General features: G+C 45.0%; 15 protein-coding genes. 7 read left to right on the top strand and 8 right to left on the bottom strand.

The features are described 5' to 3' along the window. Positions 1–55: 55 nt before the first annotated feature. Together MKX68_RS19640 and MKX68_RS19635 are read right to left on the bottom strand one after the other, a co-directional pair. The gene (locus tag MKX68_RS19640; protein ID WP_340913828.1) at positions 56–1,615 is read right to left on the bottom strand and encodes an acetamidase/formamidase family protein; all 1,560 of its coding nucleotides are present in this window, start codon (positions 1,613–1,615) and stop codon (positions 56–58) included. A gap of 597 nt (positions 1,616–2,212) precedes the next feature. Further along, positions 2,213–3,115, bottom strand: coding sequence for a CPBP family intramembrane glutamic endopeptidase (locus tag MKX68_RS19635; protein WP_340913827.1), 903 nt, complete (start codon positions 3,113–3,115; stop codon positions 2,213–2,215). A 140-nt stretch (positions 3,116–3,255) separates the two neighbouring features. On the opposite strand from MKX68_RS19635, the gene MKX68_RS19630 reads away from it, so the two are divergent. Beyond that, entirely contained in the window at positions 3,256–3,834 is a 579-nt protein-coding gene (locus tag MKX68_RS19630) for a TetR/AcrR family transcriptional regulator (protein ID WP_338588087.1), read from the top strand. A 156-nt stretch (positions 3,835–3,990) separates the two neighbouring features. Here the strand turns inward: MKX68_RS19630 and MKX68_RS19625 are convergent, their stop codons facing one another. Next, entirely contained in the window at positions 3,991–4,578 is a 588-nt protein-coding gene (locus MKX68_RS19625; protein WP_340913826.1) for an imm11 family protein, read from the bottom strand. A gap of 743 nt (positions 4,579–5,321) precedes the next feature. Here MKX68_RS19625 and MKX68_RS19620 point away from each other — a divergent pair. Together MKX68_RS19620 and MKX68_RS19615 are read left to right on the top strand one after the other, a co-directional pair. Next, positions 5,322–6,293, top strand: coding sequence for a phosphotransferase (locus tag MKX68_RS19620; RefSeq protein WP_340913825.1), 972 nt, complete (start codon positions 5,322–5,324; stop codon positions 6,291–6,293). A gap of 83 nt (positions 6,294–6,376) precedes the next feature. Further along, the gene (locus MKX68_RS19615; protein ID WP_340913823.1) at positions 6,377–7,138 is read left to right on the top strand and encodes an ankyrin repeat domain-containing protein; all 762 of its coding nucleotides are present in this window, start codon (positions 6,377–6,379) and stop codon (positions 7,136–7,138) included. 151 nt (positions 7,139–7,289) lie between these two features. Here the strand turns inward: MKX68_RS19615 and MKX68_RS19610 are convergent, their stop codons facing one another. After that, positions 7,290–8,327 (bottom strand): NAD(P)/FAD-dependent oxidoreductase, encoded by a 1,038-nt coding sequence (locus MKX68_RS19610; RefSeq protein WP_340913821.1) that lies wholly within the window; start codon positions 8,325–8,327, stop codon positions 7,290–7,292. 2 nt (positions 8,328–8,329) lie between these two features. Beyond that, on the bottom strand, positions 8,330–8,734 hold the full coding sequence (locus tag MKX68_RS19605; RefSeq protein WP_340913820.1) for a winged helix-turn-helix transcriptional regulator: 405 nt from the start codon (positions 8,732–8,734) through the stop codon (positions 8,330–8,332). Positions 8,735–8,874: 140 nt separating this feature from the next. On the opposite strand from MKX68_RS19605, the gene MKX68_RS19600 reads away from it, so the two are divergent. Then, positions 8,875–9,228, top strand: a complete 354-nt coding sequence (locus MKX68_RS19600) for a DoxX family protein (RefSeq protein ID WP_340913818.1) — start codon at positions 8,875–8,877, stop codon at positions 9,226–9,228. 402 nt (positions 9,229–9,630) lie between these two features. On the opposite strand, the gene MKX68_RS19590 is transcribed toward MKX68_RS19600, so the two are convergent. Together MKX68_RS19590 and MKX68_RS19585 are read right to left on the bottom strand one after the other, a co-directional pair. Continuing rightward, entirely contained in the window at positions 9,631–11,064 is a 1,434-nt protein-coding gene (locus MKX68_RS19590) for an exosporium glycoprotein BclB-related protein (RefSeq protein ID WP_340913817.1), read from the bottom strand. Between the two features lie 34 nt (positions 11,065–11,098). Then, entirely contained in the window at positions 11,099–11,458 is a 360-nt protein-coding gene (locus tag MKX68_RS19585) for a hypothetical protein (protein ID WP_340913816.1), read from the bottom strand. A gap of 901 nt (positions 11,459–12,359) precedes the next feature. On the opposite strand from MKX68_RS19585, the gene MKX68_RS19580 reads away from it, so the two are divergent. The 3 genes from MKX68_RS19580 to MKX68_RS19570 all read left to right on the top strand — a co-directional run bounded on the left by MKX68_RS19580 (position 12,360) and on the right by MKX68_RS19570 (position 17,361). After that, positions 12,360–14,297, top strand: coding sequence for a carbohydrate-binding protein (locus tag MKX68_RS19580; protein ID WP_340913815.1), 1,938 nt, complete (start codon positions 12,360–12,362; stop codon positions 14,295–14,297). 33 nt (positions 14,298–14,330) lie between these two features. Beyond that, entirely contained in the window at positions 14,331–16,394 is a 2,064-nt protein-coding gene (locus MKX68_RS19575) for a beta-xylosidase family glycoside hydrolase (RefSeq protein ID WP_340913813.1), read from the top strand. A gap of 247 nt (positions 16,395–16,641) precedes the next feature. Next, positions 16,642–17,361, top strand: coding sequence for an SDR family NAD(P)-dependent oxidoreductase (locus MKX68_RS19570; RefSeq protein WP_340913811.1), 720 nt, complete (start codon positions 16,642–16,644; stop codon positions 17,359–17,361). A 12-nt stretch (positions 17,362–17,373) separates the two neighbouring features. On the opposite strand, the gene MKX68_RS19565 is transcribed toward MKX68_RS19570, so the two are convergent. Then, entirely contained in the window at positions 17,374–18,402 is a 1,029-nt protein-coding gene (locus tag MKX68_RS19565) for a hypothetical protein (protein WP_340913809.1), read from the bottom strand. Positions 18,403–18,448 lie beyond the last annotated feature (46 nt).

Below are 18,448 nucleotides of genomic sequence, written 5' to 3'. Positions count from 1 at the left end.
AAACAAAAAAAACCGTGATGGACATCTGTCCACCACGGTTGAATAATGAAATCTATTATTGCTTTTTACTTAACGATACATTAGCTGTTAACGTCTTGTCGATCGTCGTCCAGTTTACATAAGCACCTAGTATTTCATTAATAACAGAAACCGGAACTACGGTTTCGCCTTTTAAAAGCTTTGGTACGTTACTATTGAACACTAGTTTATCGTTAATTGAATACACATCTGAACCAATTTGAGCACTTATATTTTTCGTGCCTAATTTGATTTGCGTTGTACGCGTCTTATGATCCCATACTACTGTACCGCCCAATAGCTCGGAAATGGTTCGAATCGGTACGTAGAACTCATCGTTATGAACAACCGGTTTGATTGTCGTACCCCCTACATTCATTGCAACGTCAACATATTCAAGAAAATCGGTCTTTCGAATGAGTCCATGAACCCCTTTCGTTCGATCTACGACCTGAGATACTTCATAATCCGTTGCGGCTGATAGGTACGCATAAGCTACACTTCTATCCATATCAAGCTTATCGGATAAGAATTGAATCGATTCACGTACTGATTCTTTCATGGCTTCATCCAAATCAGGGTCCAGTCCAATTGGAATCCAATAATCCTCTGTTTCAGCAAAGGGTTGCGTGAATTCTCCACTGTGTGGTAGTGATGGATCACCTTTCTTTAACACCGTTAACCGAACTGTCCCCCTTAAGGAAGCTTCCAATGCAGTTAACGCTACTTCTCCATCTCCTTGAGCAAAGTGCGGATCTCCAGTATAGAATAGCCCGCCTTTAACTTGAATCGGATAATAAATAGTTGCACCAACACCCAACTCATTAATATCCATATTCCCTCCTGTTTCAATAGGTGGGATCGAACTCACAACCTCGCTGGTATTTGGTGCAACCCCCATAACACCTAGAAACGGGTTAATTGGGAAACGTACATTTTTGCCAGCTTTTGTTGGTAATACCCCATACCAATTACCGTTGATCTCTTCAATAGGCGTAAATATAGATACATTATTATATAATTCCGGTTTTGTTGCGCTAGCTCCCTCTTGTGGGCCTGTATTTTCTGGAAATTCGTTAGGAAGGGCCCCTTTCCCATGGCGGTTAGAAATGACACCATATGGAACTCGAGTTTGCAACGAAAGGACTTCTACTTTAAGAACATCTCCTGGCTCTGCTCCCTCAACCGCTACTGGCCCAGTGATAATATGAGGTCCGTCTTTTACATAATCATGCTTAATCTCAGAAGCCGCAATTGCCTTCGCGTCATCCAACACTCCATCGGGGGATATCCCGAATTTGCCGAAGTACTCCACTGGATTTCTCCCCTGATCCTCTATCAGTCCCTCATGCGATACCGTATCAAATGTTACAGCACTTCCTGATGGTACAGTAAGAATCGGAGAGCTATCTCGATTAGGCAGTGACCCCCAGCGAATGTTCTCAATCGCAGACGTTACATAATAATCACCTTCTACCTTATCGATGGTTGTTGGTTGCAGTGGCATACTAAAGCCCACTGAAGGTAGAGCAAATGTAAGCATACTTATAATCCCTACTGAAACCCCAAATTTCCTAATCGTTCGGTTAATAAACATTACGCTCCCCCTCTATACTATGTAATATTTTCTAACACAAATACACACTAACATATAAATACATTTACAACAATATTTTTTTGTCAATAAAAGTAACATTAAATAGCTGAAAATAAAGAAAAAACTTATAAAAACAAAAAATATGTCATTATACTTATCATACGAAAGGCGTGTAAAACTAAAATAGTTCTAGTAACTTGAGGATTCTCCTTCAGAGATTTGAACAAACGAAATTAAGTTGCATGGAAATTATGTATGTATTTCATGTTTCTGAACCCGCCGCAGGAATACTACTGCACTCCGGTTCAGGCTTAATCACCTGTCTGCACGTGATTGCACTGGAAAAAGCGGGATACTCAAATGTGAAGCTGTATTCCGGAAGTTTGAGTTAGTGGATTAGTTATGAGGAGAATCCGGTGGCTATCGGGGAAGAGTAGGTACGGATCACAAGTCTGCAGGATCTCAAAAACAAATACACCGCCATGCAGGCTGATGCCTGGGGCGGTGCATTTTCAGTGACTAAGCATCACCCGGAAATACGGGAGAGATAGAGGCATCGTTGCATGGGAAGACTGATCCAACCCAATCCTTTCTCGCTCAATGAAACAGGATCTGCAAAAGAAAATGAGGAGAAGCATTCATGAGTCCATGTATCAAGATAATCACCCATATTTTACGATAGCGGGCCCATAAATAACCAAGAAACAGACCTGTAACCCCATGATTTGCAATTACTGTTGCCACATCAATATCCCAATGACCATTTCCTTGAATGGCGACATGCCAAATGGACCATAGTATTGAAACTAGTAGTATGGCGGGCCATCTTCCAAGCAACGTCTCCAATCGGGTTTGCAGCCATACCCGATAAAAAACTTCCTCCAATACGCTATTGATCATAAAACCAATCAACACCAAGAGAAGTAATTCTGTCATATCGGTTGTTACGATTTCTCCTTCTGGTTGTGCAATTGGAGAATAGAACTTTAGATAACCCCAGACCAAAATAACGATTAGTGGTACGATGACGTGTCTGCGAGTGCGAGGTTTTACCGAGATAATGTCTTGATGCCCGCCAGCCATTTTGCGATAAATCAGAAATAAAATCAACGGAGTGAACATTAATGTCGTTAACTTGAACGCCAAATAATATAGCTGGAAATGTAATCCTTGCTGGTCTATCGTTATCAGAGAAACCGTAAATAAAACGCCTGACAGCAATAATACAATCGATTGAACGACCAAGTGATGTTTCTCCATTTGTTGGAAAATTAAGGAATCATGACTTTGATAAGGAATCATATGGATTAGAAAAATACCAAGGAATGCCGGTAACATACTATGCCATATTGGAATCACTTCCTCATGATCAGCCGTGTACCTTATATTCAAATTTCCGGTCCACACTAACCACAATACAGCAGCAAATATAATGATCATACATAATAAGCCGATTGCCTTTCCCCATGCTGGAAGCATTACTTTGAATTGCTGATTCATTCCAATTGCACTCCTTTGAGTGGCATGTTGCGTTTGCCCCATTCTTTTTTTAATTCAGTTGAGTTAAATAAATTCTAGCACATCCCTTCTTCATCGTCTATTTATTTCAGTTGAGTTAAATAATATGATATTCTGTGTGTATGCCAAAAATCGTGGACCATGAGAAGATGAAGAATATTATCGCTGAAGCTACTTGGAAAATCATTAGTGAGAAAGGCATTCATCATGCAACGTCAAGAACGATTGCGAAGGAGGCCGGATTATCACAAGGCGCTTTAAGACATTACTTTTCAAAACAAGAGAGTCTATTAGCGTTTGCAATGGAGTTAGTTAAGGAAAAGGTACTTACTCGAATAAAAAATCTGAATGCAAGAGAACTGGCGCCTCAAGAAAGAATTGTTGAATACTTGCTCGAACTAGTCCCGACGGATGAACAAACATTATTGGAAATGGAGGTTTGGTTTGCATTTGTAAGCTATGGAAAAACGCAAAAAGGGTTCGACGCCAATTATGAGGACCTGCATAACGCAATCAAGAACTGCATCATGTACTTGAAAAATGAAGGTCTTCTGCGTACAACCGATGAAGAGAAGGAACAAGAAAAACTGTATGCCTTTATGAATGGGATGGCTCTCAATTTGTATCTAGAGCCGGATAAGATAAATAGAACACGAAGCAAAGAAATGATACAAGACTATATCAATTGGATTATACGTTAAAGGAAAACTTGATGCATAGATCAGGGAGCTAAGTCAGCTGACCCGCGCCAAGCAAAATACACAAGAAAGTCCGGTGGCTACTGGGGAAAAATAAAGACTAAAGAGCCCACGTTTTGCGTGGGCTTCTGTGTGCTTCCATTATATCCATGTAGCATTTTAGATGCTTACATTTCCGACCTCTGTAACGTTCAGATTCAGCTTATGTTTTCGGCATAATTCGTAAAAATCTTTTGAAACAATGGGTTTGAAGATATTTATATAATCCAGCATAAAAAATTCATGCTCGCCAATTCGCTCTTCATGAAGGCAGATTGAAGATACAACTTTGACGATCTTACGTGGAGGCTGTTGTACAGATGCAGCAATGACCGCTTTGCGCCCATATTCCGAACGTTCATAATCGAAAACATCCAAACGATCGAGCTGATGTGCAGTCCAATAGTTTTTTTCAACCGCACGACCGTCGTGGTAACACACCGTTGTCGGAATAAACTGTGTATTTGTTTTCGTTTCCTCCAACAGCGTTTTAAAACGATCTGATACATGTCTCGTTCCTGTGATCGTCTCAAAATAATCCACGTTCAGGTTCCGCACCGTAGGCAGTAACTCAACCTCTGCCGTTGTTCCCTCGGGCAACGGATTCTCTATCGCCAAATAATTCATATCTAATTGGGGAGTGAAGGTTGTTCCGCCACTAATAAACCCTCTACGTGGATATTGAGATTCCAGAAAATAATAGTTCAAAGAATGATGTCTCCTTCCGAATGAAGTGCATTTTAATCAATTATACGGGTCAAATAGCGATAAATAAAACACCAAGACAAGTTAGATTCATCTTTTGTTGGTGTACTTTTTCATTTTTTACAGACTACATAGAGGCCCACATCGAACGATGCGGACCTTAGTTAGGGTTATATTGTTTTAATGAATCTAGCACACGCTATTTGCTCTCATTAGCACAGGTTTAAATTCTAACGAATCCCAGAGACGTTATTTCGCCAGTTCGGTCCATTTTCAAGGTGTTAACACCGTTTTATGACGGAATAGCGTTACTGAGGTTCGTTAAACCTTGTAGTCTTTCATAATCCACCATTTAAGATGTGCTAGATTCGTTAACGCTTGAAACGAGGGGGAATCGATAGGAGTGAAGTCCCTCCTTCATTTGCATAGTTATATGGCGAGTATCCATTATTTTAATAGATGCCTTTTTCATAATAAAAGATGTTCATTGAAATGTAGGATGGCTTTCCAGCTCCTTAAAATCATTGGTCATATATTAGTCAATAGAGAGTCAACTTGCATGCAAAATAGGGGCCGGATCACCCACTAACGTGAGTACCCGACCCCTTTCTTTAATATACATATGAATATACAGACCTTAATCAACACTTTAACAGATCGAAAAGAAACAGTCTATATTTTTAGGAAAATATTCTATATATTTAGGTAGCTGGCCGGCAAATACAGATGAAACGGAGCATACATCAATGATGTCCAACAACCATCTTACTCGTGAAGAATTACAGGATTATGTGTACAATGTATTTGGTGCCGGTTACCACATAACGCAGAGCGCAAGAATTCATGGAGGCGCACAAAAAGTCATTTACAAAATTGATTGCACGAATGGTTTCACTTGTATGTTGTACATTTGGGATATTTCCAGCAACTATTTTCAGGAAGAGATCTTGAATGAACCCACTTTCCACAGTTCCTATGGCAGCGAACTTTTCACTTTGAATACTCGCTTTCTCGCTCAACATGGAATTCGAACACCAACTTTGTATGATCTGAATAACGATAGAGACCGGCACGCTTATGATTTTGCTCTTGTTGAGTATGTGGATGGACAGAAAGCCGAAGCCTATTTCCAGCATAAAAATCACAAAGATCGGAATGAGTTGTTTCAACGGATCGGGGATATGTTGTCTACTATGCATAACATCCAAAGAAACGTTTATGGAAACGCCAACGATAACAGCAAAAAGGCTGGACCTTGTTACAAAATTCAGCGTTTGGATGCCGAAACAGCCTTATCCTATGCATCCAAACATATGACAGATATCAGGAAAAATAACGAAAGGCTGCTTGAGAAACTTTACGAATTGGAAGCAGCCATTCAACCCAGAGATCTCTATAGTTTCATTCATGGAGAGTTAGGTCCGGATCATATATGGATAGATCATGCTATGCAACCATGCCTTATTGATATTGAGGGCGCAAGATTCTTCGATCTCGAATATGAGCATAGCTTTCTGGAATTTCGATTTGGAGACTTTTATCACTACTTAAAAAATAACGATCTCGACCCGGAGCGGATGACATTTTATCGATTTTGCCATCATTTGTCCTTGATATCAGGAGGATTGAAACTGCTTCACAGACAATTCCCCGATCAACAATTCGCTAGGGGTCTCGCGGAGTATCATGCCAGATGTGCAATTCAGATGCTTATGTGATAAGAACCATATACATGAATATGGATATAAGCCTGAAAGGAGGTTTGAGCATGGAATTTATTTACGAAGATGAAAAACTTGCAGTGAGCGTTATTCAAGCCATTCACACTGGAGATATTCCAACGTTAGAGCAGCAACTGACAGAGAATCCGGGATTGGCAAAGATAAGAATATTGGAAAGAAAGCCTGACAACGTAGATGCAGACTCCAGTATCTCTCGAACGCTGCTGCACGTGGTGACGGATTGGCCGGGGCACTTCCCTCATGGAGCGGATACCGTGCGAGTATTGACCAAGTTCGGTGCGGAAGTGAACGCTCCTTTGGTCGGTCCAAACAATGAGACACCTTTGCATTGGGCTGCAAGCTCCAATGATGTTCAAGTGCTCGATGCCCTTCTTGATGCTGGTGCAGACATGGAAGCGCCTGGCGCGGTGATCGCCGGTGGCACAGCGCTGGACGATGCTATTGCTTTCGCACAATGGGATACAGCACGACGCTTGGTTGAGCGCGGTGCGATCTTTTCCCTTTGGCATGCGGCCGCCCTTGGAGATATTCACGCCATACTAGAACATTTTAAAGGAGTCGAACTCCCGGAACGTTATCCTTGGGGAACAAGCACCTCCCCTTCTCCTCCCGATGCAGTAACCGTTGCCTTCTGGTGTGCTTGCCATGGAGGTCAAAGAGAAACAGCCGAGTACCTGCTTGACCAAGGCGCCGAACTGAACTGGATAGCCAGCTGGGATGGAATGACTCCACTGGACACGGCAAAACGTAATTTTTCAGCTGAACTGATCCCGTGGCTTGAAAGTCAAGGTGCCACGTCTGCTAGCGAGATTCACAGGTAGATGAATGGCTAGCATGGAATGGCCAATCGCCAGCGACTTAGTTATGAGGAGAATCCGGTGGCTACTGGGGAAGTGTAGAAGACTCCAACAATCATACACAACGAAAAGGACATCGCCACTTGAGCGATGTCCTTTTCGTTGTGTAGTGACCCTAGAACCGTGAGAGGCGACAAGGGTCTAATTCATTTCTTGATTTACCATCAATAATTTCACTTGCAGCCAGATTCGCAATCAGCGGCGCCAGCGTAATTGCAGAATGCATTAGCGTCAGATAAAGTCCATTCATGTGATCATGGAAGCCCACAATCGGATAACCGTCTTCAGGCATGGGTCTCCATCCAACCTTTATGCTCTCCAGTTCCAGTTGATTTCCGTGCTTGAGACTGTGACGCAATGTATCGTAAGCTCGCTTACCGACCGCCTGTGGTCCGTTTTCCTCCGACTCGTCGATATAATCTTCCGCAGCCAGCAGCGTATAATCTGTCAGTTGACGCGCTTCAAATTGCGCATTGGATATTAATGTGTGTATCAGTTTATTAGCAGTTTTCATCCGAATCAGAATCGAAGGTGACGAAGTTACCGGCACGTGACAACCTAACGGGTTACAAAGTTCGGGTGTACCTGTTCCTGCCGCCAAGACCACAACATCCGACTCCACAAAACCCTTGGATGTATGAACACCAACCAGACGGGAACCCTCTTGCTTCAGCTGTGTAACGTTGGTGTCGAACTGAATCTTTGCTCCGCACTCTTGCGCTTTGCTCAACAACAGCTCCGTTACCGCTATAGGGTCCACCGCACCTTCTTCGCTGACAAACATGGCTTCATCCGGATATTCCTTCAGATTGGGCTCCAATGCCTCAAGCTGCTCCCGGTTTAATTTTTGAAAGTGTTGCTCCCTTAGAGGCGGAGTGTCCCAAGTTAGCGCGCCATGCCAATGAATTTTCAGTTCGGACAACTCTTGCTGAAGTGTGTGATATTCTTCCACAGCTGCATCGTACAAATGCCAGTATTCAGGAGCCACTCTATGCGTCGTATGTATCCAGGCAAATGATTTTTCCGTGACTTCACGCGCCGCGGCTGAGTGCCGTTCAATAACAGTTACATCTTGATTTCGTTTGGCTAGATGATAGGCCATACACGCCCCAACAATCCCTGCACCAATGATCACAATTTTTTGTTTATTCAAAACTAACTCTCCCTTGTCACCCTATCCCCCAAGGAATCGATTTTCCGAGGTTCGGATGGATGTGCTCCTTTTTCGTCTTCTTCGCCGTACAGCTTCTCCATATGCTTCATATGGCCGGCTCGCCAGTTGCTCATTGTCTGGAGCACAGGTTTCATGAGCTGTCCGTACTCCGTAATCGAGTATTCGACCTTTGGCGGAATTTGGGCATATACTTCCCGATGCACAATATCGTGATACTCCAGTTCTTTTAACTGCTGGGTCAGCATCTTTTTCGAAATATCTGGAATGGCTTTTTGTAATTCGCTGAACCGCATTGTACCGTTGCTCAGCAGGCGTAGAAGAATCAATGATTTCCATTTACCCGTGAGGATATCCAAGGCCGTTCCGAATCTGCAATATACCGTCATTCGTATTCCTCACTTTCTGACCATACCCAGGTTTACTTTTGGTTACCTGGTTAGGTTTAAGTGCCTACTTCCTGATTCGGCTTTCTCACTTTAGTATAGAGGCAGATATTAAAATCGAGCAAGTAAGGGGAAAAGAAAAGATGAATGTAACGTTATGGATCATACAAATCATATTGGCGCTAGGTTTCGTATATTCAGGATGGATGAAAACCATTCGTATCGAGTCGTCAAAAAAGACCTGGGCCTGGATCAATGATGTGCCGAAGAATCTAGTTGTTCTGATCGGTATCGCGGAGCTACTAGGAGCACTTGGCCTAGTTTTGCCTTGGGCGCTGAACATCACTCCTGTGCTTACGCCGATCGCCGCGATCGCTTTGGCTGTTGTCACAATGCTTGGAATGCTGTTTCATATTCGGCGTAAAGAGTACCGGGAGCTCGGCGTTAATATCTTCTTTATAGTTCTGGCATTGATCATAGTCTTTGGAAGAATATAAAGGAAACGGTGAAGTACAAATCCAAAAAAAAACTCAAAAGTGGATGGACAGGTGATAAGAGTTGGGATTCCGTTTTTGAAGGTCTTATCTGGGATAACCTCCCTGCTGTCCAGAATAACCACGTTTATCGCGAGGAAAGCCGTGGCTTCGTGTTTAGTGACCCAATTTCGTTGGAAGCCCAACTTAAATTTGTCGTAGACAGCCTAACCAAAACGGAGTGAAATTGAGTAGACCACGGTATGTACGAGGCGAGGAGCAATCCTCGCCTTTTTATGTTTTTGTATAGTCCTTATCTTTCATTTGAAGAGAGTTTGAAAACAAAAGCACACACATAAACAGGGACCTCTCACCATGTTGGCAAGGTGTCACTGTTTATGAACTTGTTATAGAGCTAAATTTCCGTTAAGTGATGGTAAGGCCGCCGCTTGCATATCCGGCTACGGTTGTAGCCACATCAATTCCGGCTGTTACTGATGCTGAGAACACCATAAGCAGGCGGTCACCTGCAGATACTGGAATACTCAGTCCTGTAGTCACTCCGCTGGATATTGTTCCCAGTGCCAAAATGCCGGTCAGTGGAGGAGCCAAGGTTACCAATGCACCTGGTACAGCTGTAAAGGAGTTATTAGGTGTAGTGGATCTGAATAATTGTGCAGTTAAGGTTACTGTAGATCCAACCAAACTAAGTCCAGCTGTCGTGCTGAAATAAGCGGCCAGTGAAGTAATCGTTCCTGCACGCGATGCCGAGAAAGCAAAGTTAAGCAATGTGCCTGCAGCGCCTGTGAGATCAATAATTCCTCCGTTAACACTTACTCCGGTAGCACTGTTGCCAAAACCAACTAAACTGGAAGTATTCAAAAGTCCACCCAAAACTGTAGTCAACACAACGGGAAGCCCTGATGCATAAGGAATAATTGTTCCAGAACCTGTCGCACCCGTAGCCCCGGTTGCCCCGGTTGCTCCGGTTGTACCTGCCGTGCCTGTCGCTCCCGTTACACCCGTTGCACCTGTTGTGCCTGTTGCTCCCGTTGCTCCGGTTGTACCTGCTGTGCCTGTTGCTCCCGTTGCTCCCGTTGCTCCGGTTGTACCTGCTGTACCTGTCGCTCCTGTTACTCCGGTTGTACCCGCTGTACCTGTCGCTCCCGTTACTCCGGTTGTGCCCGCTGTACCTGTCGCCCCGGTTACTCCGGTTGTACCTGCTGTGCCTGTTGCTCCCGTTACTCCGGTTGTACCTGCTGTACCTGTCGCTCCTGTTACTCCGGTTGTGCCCGCTGTACCTGTCGCCCCGGTTACTCCGGTTGTACCTGCTGTACCTGTCGCTCCTGTTACTCCGGTTGTGCCCGCTGTACCTGTCGCTCCCGTTACTCCGGTTGTGCCCGCTGTACCTGTCGCTCCCGTTACTCCGGTTGCACCTGTTGTGCCTGTCGCTCCCGTTGCTCCCGTAGCCCCGGTTGCGCCTGTAGCTCCGTTGATGCTTGGGGTTTCACCCAGCAATTCGGAAGAAACCAAACGATGGGCTGTTACCAAAGCGCCTGTGCTGCTCTTACCCCATACGGATACTTGCACAGGATCATTAACCGTCGCTGTTGTTGTAAAAGTAAACTCGAAGGCATCAAGATTCGCAAAATAGTTGTTGGTTATTATTTGATTCGGTGCGATGTCAAAAGACTCACTGACATACAGCACCCTCATTCCACCACTCATGTAATACCCTTGTATTTGTATGGTTGAGGTACTCACATCACTGCGGTTATCAATTTTGACTGTAACTGTCTGAGTCGGCCTTACACCGCTAACAGCATTATTTTCTATTGGCCCTGTTGATAAAAAGCTCATCGCTACATCTCCTCTTTTTGGGATTTCTGATCTGCTAGATGTTATTAACTGTTTTTTCGTGCTCGACCACTCGGTGTGCATCAACCAATTGTCCAGAGGCTTGTTTCCCCCACACTGAAATCTCTACTTCCTCCACGCCTTCCTCATCTGTTCCAAAAACAAACTCAAAAGCATCTAAATCTGCAAAATAATTTCTGGTCACTGCTTCATTAGGGGCAATACTGATTACTTCACTCACATACAGCGTTCTTGTTGTGCTTAACACATAACCCTGAATGGACACTGTTACAGAATCCACCTCAGCCCGACTTACCAATCTAATCGTTACCTGTTGGGTCGGTCTAACCCCGGAAACCGGATTGTTTTCAATCGGCCCAGTTGACAAAATAGTCATTTTCCCATCCCACCTTTATGAACCTCTGACTCTAGCAGTATTTGGCATAAGCTCACTCGATAGTAATATTCAAACACTCAATCAACGGTGTGGACAAAACACAGGGGGCACCCCACCATTATCACTTAACAACCTTCTACGCTCAGGGCTTTAGCTATACAAAAATTGGAATATGTACAACATGGGGATGAAATTATGCTAATGCAAGTTGAACAACAAGTAAGCGAGTATTTTGTTTTATAACCAGGATCGATTCCAGAAAAAAACGAAAATAACCGTTCCTCTGGTAGATTCCAGGGAAACGGTCGCAGCTTAAGACGTCTTTTTCTCGTATCTAATTGTTGGCCGGGCAAAGCTATGCTTGAAAGTGTAGTTTTATAGAATACGAGATAGTATTTTTACCATCAAGCCAATATCAAACACATAGAATAATGATCTTCTTCATCCTCTACTAAAAAATAGAAAAAGATTGTATTATCTTAAAATTGTGATATGATATCGTCAAGTTAATAAACATTTAAAAGAAAATATGAAAAATAATTACATTTAAATGTGACCAAACTTCTTTCTTCGCCAAATTTCAGTATTCTAACCCATTTTATTGAAAGCGATTACAAAAAGAAACCTGACAGATTATAGCTTTTCTAATCGCACTCATAGATGCAGGCTTACTTCGGGTTATAGCCACTCCCCTTGCTGCCGTGACCACGTACCCGGTGCACAGGTCGTCTGGCTTAAACCATATATGACAACATGAAGACTTATCCTAACAGCCAACCTAACCATTATTTCAAGAAGGGGGTGACATGAGGGAAATCTCTTCGTTTTTTCGGCATTTCATCATCTCAGCTATTCTGAATTTCAGCTCACCAACTAATCCAATCTCATGGAGGCGAAACGTATGATTCGTAAACCGCTAGTTTTGTTGTTGTCGTGTCTGCTAATCTTTGTCACCCTGCCCGTTGAATCCAGCCATGCAGCCAATGCAGCCGTTGCCAAACTTCCTGGAAACTCTAATCCCCTCATCGATCATAAACTGGGAGCCGATCCTTATGTGCTCGTCCATAACAATCGGGTCTATGTCTATATGACAGGTGATGCATATCTGTACAACAGCGACGGCTCTGTCCGAGAGAACCAGTACAGCACGATTGGGAAAATTAACGTCATCTCTTCAGCTGACATGGTGAACTGGACAGACCATGGTTCCATCCCTGTAGCAGGTGCGAATAATGCCAATAATGGACAAGGGATTGCCAAATGGGCTACTCAGTCCTGGGCTCCTGCCATGGCGAAGAAAACCATTGCTGGCAAAGAAAAGTTTTTCCTGTATTTTGCCAACTCAGGTGGAGGTATTGGCGTACTCACGGCGGATTCCCCCATTGGACCGTGGTCCGACCCGCTCGGACGTGCCCTCCTGACACACGGAACACCGGGTATGTCCGGCGTAACCTGGCTCTTTGATCCGGCTGTACTTGTCGATGATGATGGTTCTGCTTACTTGTATGCTGGAGGCGGCATTCCAAACGATACCAACGCTGCTTCCATTGCCAATCCCAAAACAGCTCGGGTCATTCGTCTCGGTGCCGACATGACCAGTGTGGTGGGCAGTGCTGTGACTATTGATTCTCCTTATATGTTCGAAGATTCCGGCATCCACAAGTATAACGGCAAATATTATTATTCCTACTGTATCAACTTCGCGGGAACACATCCCTCTGCATATCCAAAAGGTGAGATCGGATACATGGTCAGCGACAGTCCGATGGGGCCTTTCACGTATAAAGGACACTTTCTAAAAAATCCTGGCACGTTCTTCGGTGTAGGCGGCAATAACCACCATGCCGTGTTCCAATTCAACAACGAATGGTATGTGGCGTACCATGCGCAAACGGTAAGCAAGGCATTCCTCGGTGATGGTAAAGGGTACCGTTCCACACATATCAACAAACTGACACATAATGCGGATGGAACAATCCAGGAAGTTCAGGGGAATATGACAGGTGTACCTCAGACCACTAACCTCAACCCGTATGTCCGGGTGGAAGCCGAAACCATTGGCTGGCAAGCAGGAATTAACACTGAACCAACTCAAGCGAGCGGCGGACCTGTAGCCAATCAGAATGTCACTAATATTCATAACGGGGATTGGATCGCGGTCGGCAATGTTGATTTTGGCTCAGCTGGAGCCTCCAAGTTCAAGGCCAATGTTGCTTCTACCGGAAATGGCAACATCGAGGTTCGACTGGACAGTCCGACAGGTCCTCTGGTTGGAACACTCAACGTAAGCTCAACGGGCGGTTCGCAGACTTGGCGCGAGATGGAGACCAATGTAACCAACGCGACGGGTGTGCACCGTTTGTATCTGGTGTTTACAGGCGCAGGTAACGGAAATCTGTTCAATCTGGACTACTGGCAGTTCACATCCGGTTCGGGCGGCAACCCTAACCCTAATCCTAATCCCAATCCAAACGTTACCCGTTACGAAGCCGAGAATATGACGCTTGGCGGCCAATATGCAGGCGTAGTCAGTTCCCCTTTTAATGGAGTCGCTCTTTACGCGAACAATGATTATGCAGCATACAATCAATATTTTGCATTCCCAACCCATCAATTCTCTGTCCGCGGCGCTTCCAACAACAACAATAATACAGCCCGTGTTGACCTGGTCATCGGGGGTGTAACCGCTGGTTCTTTCTACTTCACGGGAACAGAGCCGACCGTTCAAACCCTCACCGGCATCACTCATGCTACCGGCAATCAGGAAATCAAGTTGGTCGTTACAACGGATAATGGTACTTGGGATGCTTACATTGATTATCTGGAGTACTCGCTGTAATTCATCGGACATGATCGATCGGGAGGATAGAATATGTGGAAAAAAATTGGTACTCTTCTACTCGCTCTTCCTTTGTTTATGGCATCACTCCCTATGACAAGTCCGGCTGCTTCCGCAGCAACGTTCAGCAATCCGGTTATTTACGCGGATGTTCCTGACAGTGACGTCATTCGAGTGGGCAATGCCTTTTATATGACAAGCACAACGATGCATATGAATCCGGGAGTACCCGTCATGAAATCTTATGATCTGGTTAACTGGAGCATCGTAAACTATGTGTATGATACGCTTGGAAACGGGGATATACAGAATCTGAACAACGGACAAAACGAGTACGGACGTGGTTCCTGGGCAAGCAGCTTGCGGTACAACAACGGTATATATTATGTAGCCTTTGGCTCGCTTTCCACGGGCAAGACGTATATTTACCAAACCAACAATATTGAAACTGGACCATGGACGCCTTACACCTTGAACAGTTATTACCATGACCCTTCCCTTTTGTTTGACGGGAATCGCACCTTTCTTGTTCATGGCAGTGACAACATCAGTATCGTTGAGCTGACACCTGATGCCAAGGGTGTCAAGTCCGGCGGGCTTAATCAGGTCCTGATCCCAAACGCGAGCAGTGTAGCCGGCTCTAACATGATTGTAAAGGCAGAAGGAGCACACATTCAGAAGATCAATGGCATGTACTATGTATTCCTGATTGCCTGGCCTTCGGGTGATGGCCGCATTCAGCTTGCCTATCGTGCAAACACATTGACAGGACCATACACAGGTAAAGTTGTACTACGAGACTCGGGCATCGCCCAAGGAGGCATCGTGGATACCGCATCCGGTGCATGGTACGGCTTGCTGTTTCGAGACAGCGGGGCCATTGGGCGCATCCCCTATCTCGTTCCGGTGACGTGGTCGGATAACTGGCCTGTGTTTGGGGTGAACGGCAAGGTTCCCCTGAACATGAGTCTGCCCGTTGAAGGTCAGCCTGCTGCCAAAATCTACGGGTCCGATGAGTTCAACGCAACCACATCAGGCACCCCCTCAGTAACGCAACTATTAGTGAACGGCGGCTTTGAGGAGAGCACCATTCAGCCGTGGTCCAGCAACAATACGGCAACCATCAACTTAACAAATGCCGAAGCTTTTAGCGGTGCCAAAAGCCTGCTCGTCAGCGGCAGACAGCAGACAGCGGGTGGTGCCAAACAGATGGTTACAGGCAAGCTGGTACCGGGAGAAACGTACTCTTTTTCCGCAAAAATCAAATACACTACTGGTCCTGCATCCAAAACGTTCAATCTGAGCATCCAGAACGGTGCAAGTTATACCGGAATTTCCATTATGGGTAGTTCGACGCTAACCCGCGGACAATGGGGCACTCTTCAAGGTACGTATACCGTTCCGTCGAATGCTGACCTGTCCCAAAGCTTTATTTTTGTGGAAACACCGTATAACTCGAATCCGGAACCGACCAATGATCTGATGGCGTTTTATGTGGATGACGTCTCCTTGACGAGCAACTCATCTTCCGGTACATCCAGTCTCGCTACTTTCTGGCAGTGGAATCATAACCCTGATGCTGCCAACTGGTCCCTGCTCCAGCGGCCCGGTTTCATGCGGTTAACCACAGGCAAAATCAGCAAAAATCTGTTAGAAGCCCGCAACACGTTGACACAACGAACCTTTGGTCCAAAAAGCACGGGAATTACCGCTTTGGATACAGCAGGCATGAAGGATGGTGATTATGCCGGACTCGCTGCTTTTCAGGCCAGATATGGTTTTGTTGGCGTAAAAATGACGGGCAGCACCAAATCCATCGTTATGGCTAATGCCAGTTCCGGCACCATAACCGAAGTAGCAACTATGCCATTAAACCAGAACAGAATCTATCTCCGCGTCATCTGTGATTTTACGAACCAGACAGACAAAGCCTACTTTGCTTATAGTCTGGATGGCAGCAACTGGACCACCATTGGCAATACACTTCAAATGTCTTACACCCTGCCACACTTTATGGGATACCGGTTTGCACTATTCAATTATGCAACCAAGTCTACCGGAGGATATGCAGATTTCGATTATTTCCGCGTAGAATAAATGTGGTTTTACTCGGTTATTAATTTTTCGCTTATTGATCAGGACCTGGAACTCCACCATGTGGGGAGCCAGGTCCTTTTCAGTACATTTCTTATGAAGAGCTTCACCTTTTAACTTCAAAAATCTTGAATCTTGACAAGGATGAAGCATATCTCATTCAAACTTCATGTTCCATATATCACCTCTATAGTAAGATATAAAGTAATGAAAATACTTAAACATTTCTAATCTGTAAGGAGGGTTTCATGTGAAAAATATAATTGTCTTCGGTGCAAGTAAAGGATTGGGCGATGCATTCGTCCGAGGCGTGCCACAGTCCGGCGATAAAGTTTGGGTGGTCTCCCGCAGCAAGCCGGAAAGTCTGTCCGTGGCGGATGGCGTCGAGCGAATATGGATTCAAGCTGATCTTTCCGAGCTTCAGGCCGCGGAGCATATTGCCAGCCAGCTTCAAGGCGAGACGTTGGATGTGCTTATTTATAACGTGGGGATCTGGGAAAAGGAAGGATTTGAAGAGCACTATACGTTTGATCGGGATGAACCCGCAGATATCAGTCAGCTGATCCATGTAAATGTGACTTCAACCATTGTATGTATACAGGCTTTACTGCCTCATCTCCGCCAGTCTGAAGCAGGGAAGATTATCCTGATCGGTTCAACAGCCGGTTTGAGCAATGCAGGTAGCAGCCAGGTTTCATTTGTCGCATCCAAATTTGCCATACGGGGTATTACGGAAGCTTTAAGAGAACATACGAGAGATGACCGCATCGCGGTGACATGTATCAACCCGGGAGAACTGGCGGCAGAAATTCCGTATGAAGACGGGATGGAACGTGCACTTGCCGAGTATGATGGGACACGCATTCCCCTGCAGGATATGGTCGCCATCGTTCGATGTATTATCAGCTTGTCCAAAGCGGCCTGCGTGAAAGAGATCAACATACCCGCATTAACGGATACAAACACCTAGATAGAGACCCGTTTACATTAATACCTGCGACAAGTGTGCAATACCTATGGAATTCATGCGTTCATGCTCAGGGATATTTTCATATAACAAATGGGATTTTCCAGCCTTGTCCAGCTGATCACGCATAGCTGCAATCCGTCCTTTGTTAACATCAATAAAACGAAAATCGATTTGGCGCAAATGCTCCAGCCCGGTTAGTCCAGCAAAAGAATCCGCCTTGAGCGCCGTATTCATCTCTTTCAGTTCAATAGACTCCAAAGCACGGGCTGTCCATAGATGTGTGGTATCCCGCAACGATTTCATATAGTCCAGTTCGAGCTGTCTGAGAGAGGTCATATGGGAAAAGTCGCATAACTGCTCCAGCTTGGGCAAGGACAGATGCAGATATTCCAGCCCCCGCATCTGTTCGAGTCCCTGAATACTCGTCAGTTTGCGAACAGAGCTTAGCTTCAACATCGAGATGGTCGACTGTGTCAATACGTCCAATTCCGCTCTTAACTCACAGTGATCCAGGGATAGATACTGAAGCATAGGCAGTTCCGCCAACACATTAGCACTTTCGACCGTGCAGTTCAGAATGAGCGTATGCAGTTGGAGGCATGCCGCAATGGAAGCAAATCCGTTGAATTTGCCACGCAGTTCAAGAAAGGTCAATCGTTTGTAGTGTTTAATAAAATCGAGCACGGTCGCCTTTGCAGGTGAATTCAATCTTAGAAACTGCAGTTGCTCCATCGCACCCAGTATCGTCAAATCCTGAGCCTGCGAAAGATCAAGCTGCAAGGCAGACACATGTTTCAACTGTGCCAGTCGCCCCAAAAATCCGGATGAATATACCCCTTTAGGGTCCATATGTGATATGTGTAGAATCAGATCCGGCCGGGCAAAGAATACTTTGGCATCGAGCTCGGCAAGTTCCTCGTATGTATCCGCGTCAACGCGAAAATGAACCGTTGCTCTGCGACGCAACAGATGCACCGCCTGGTGCATCTTTTCGGCATTCCATGGAACCCCCTGTATTGAAGCATGCCATAACTCACTCACAGATAATCCCCCTTTTCCATCCATAGTTCCAATTCATTCCATTATA

This window comes from Paenibacillus sp. FSL M8-0212 (assembly GCF_038004645.1).
Classification (GTDB): Bacteria; Bacillota; Bacilli; order Paenibacillales; family Paenibacillaceae; genus Paenibacillus.
Note: the sequence above shows the minus strand (reverse complement) of the source record. Positions and strands in the feature narration are given on the sequence as shown.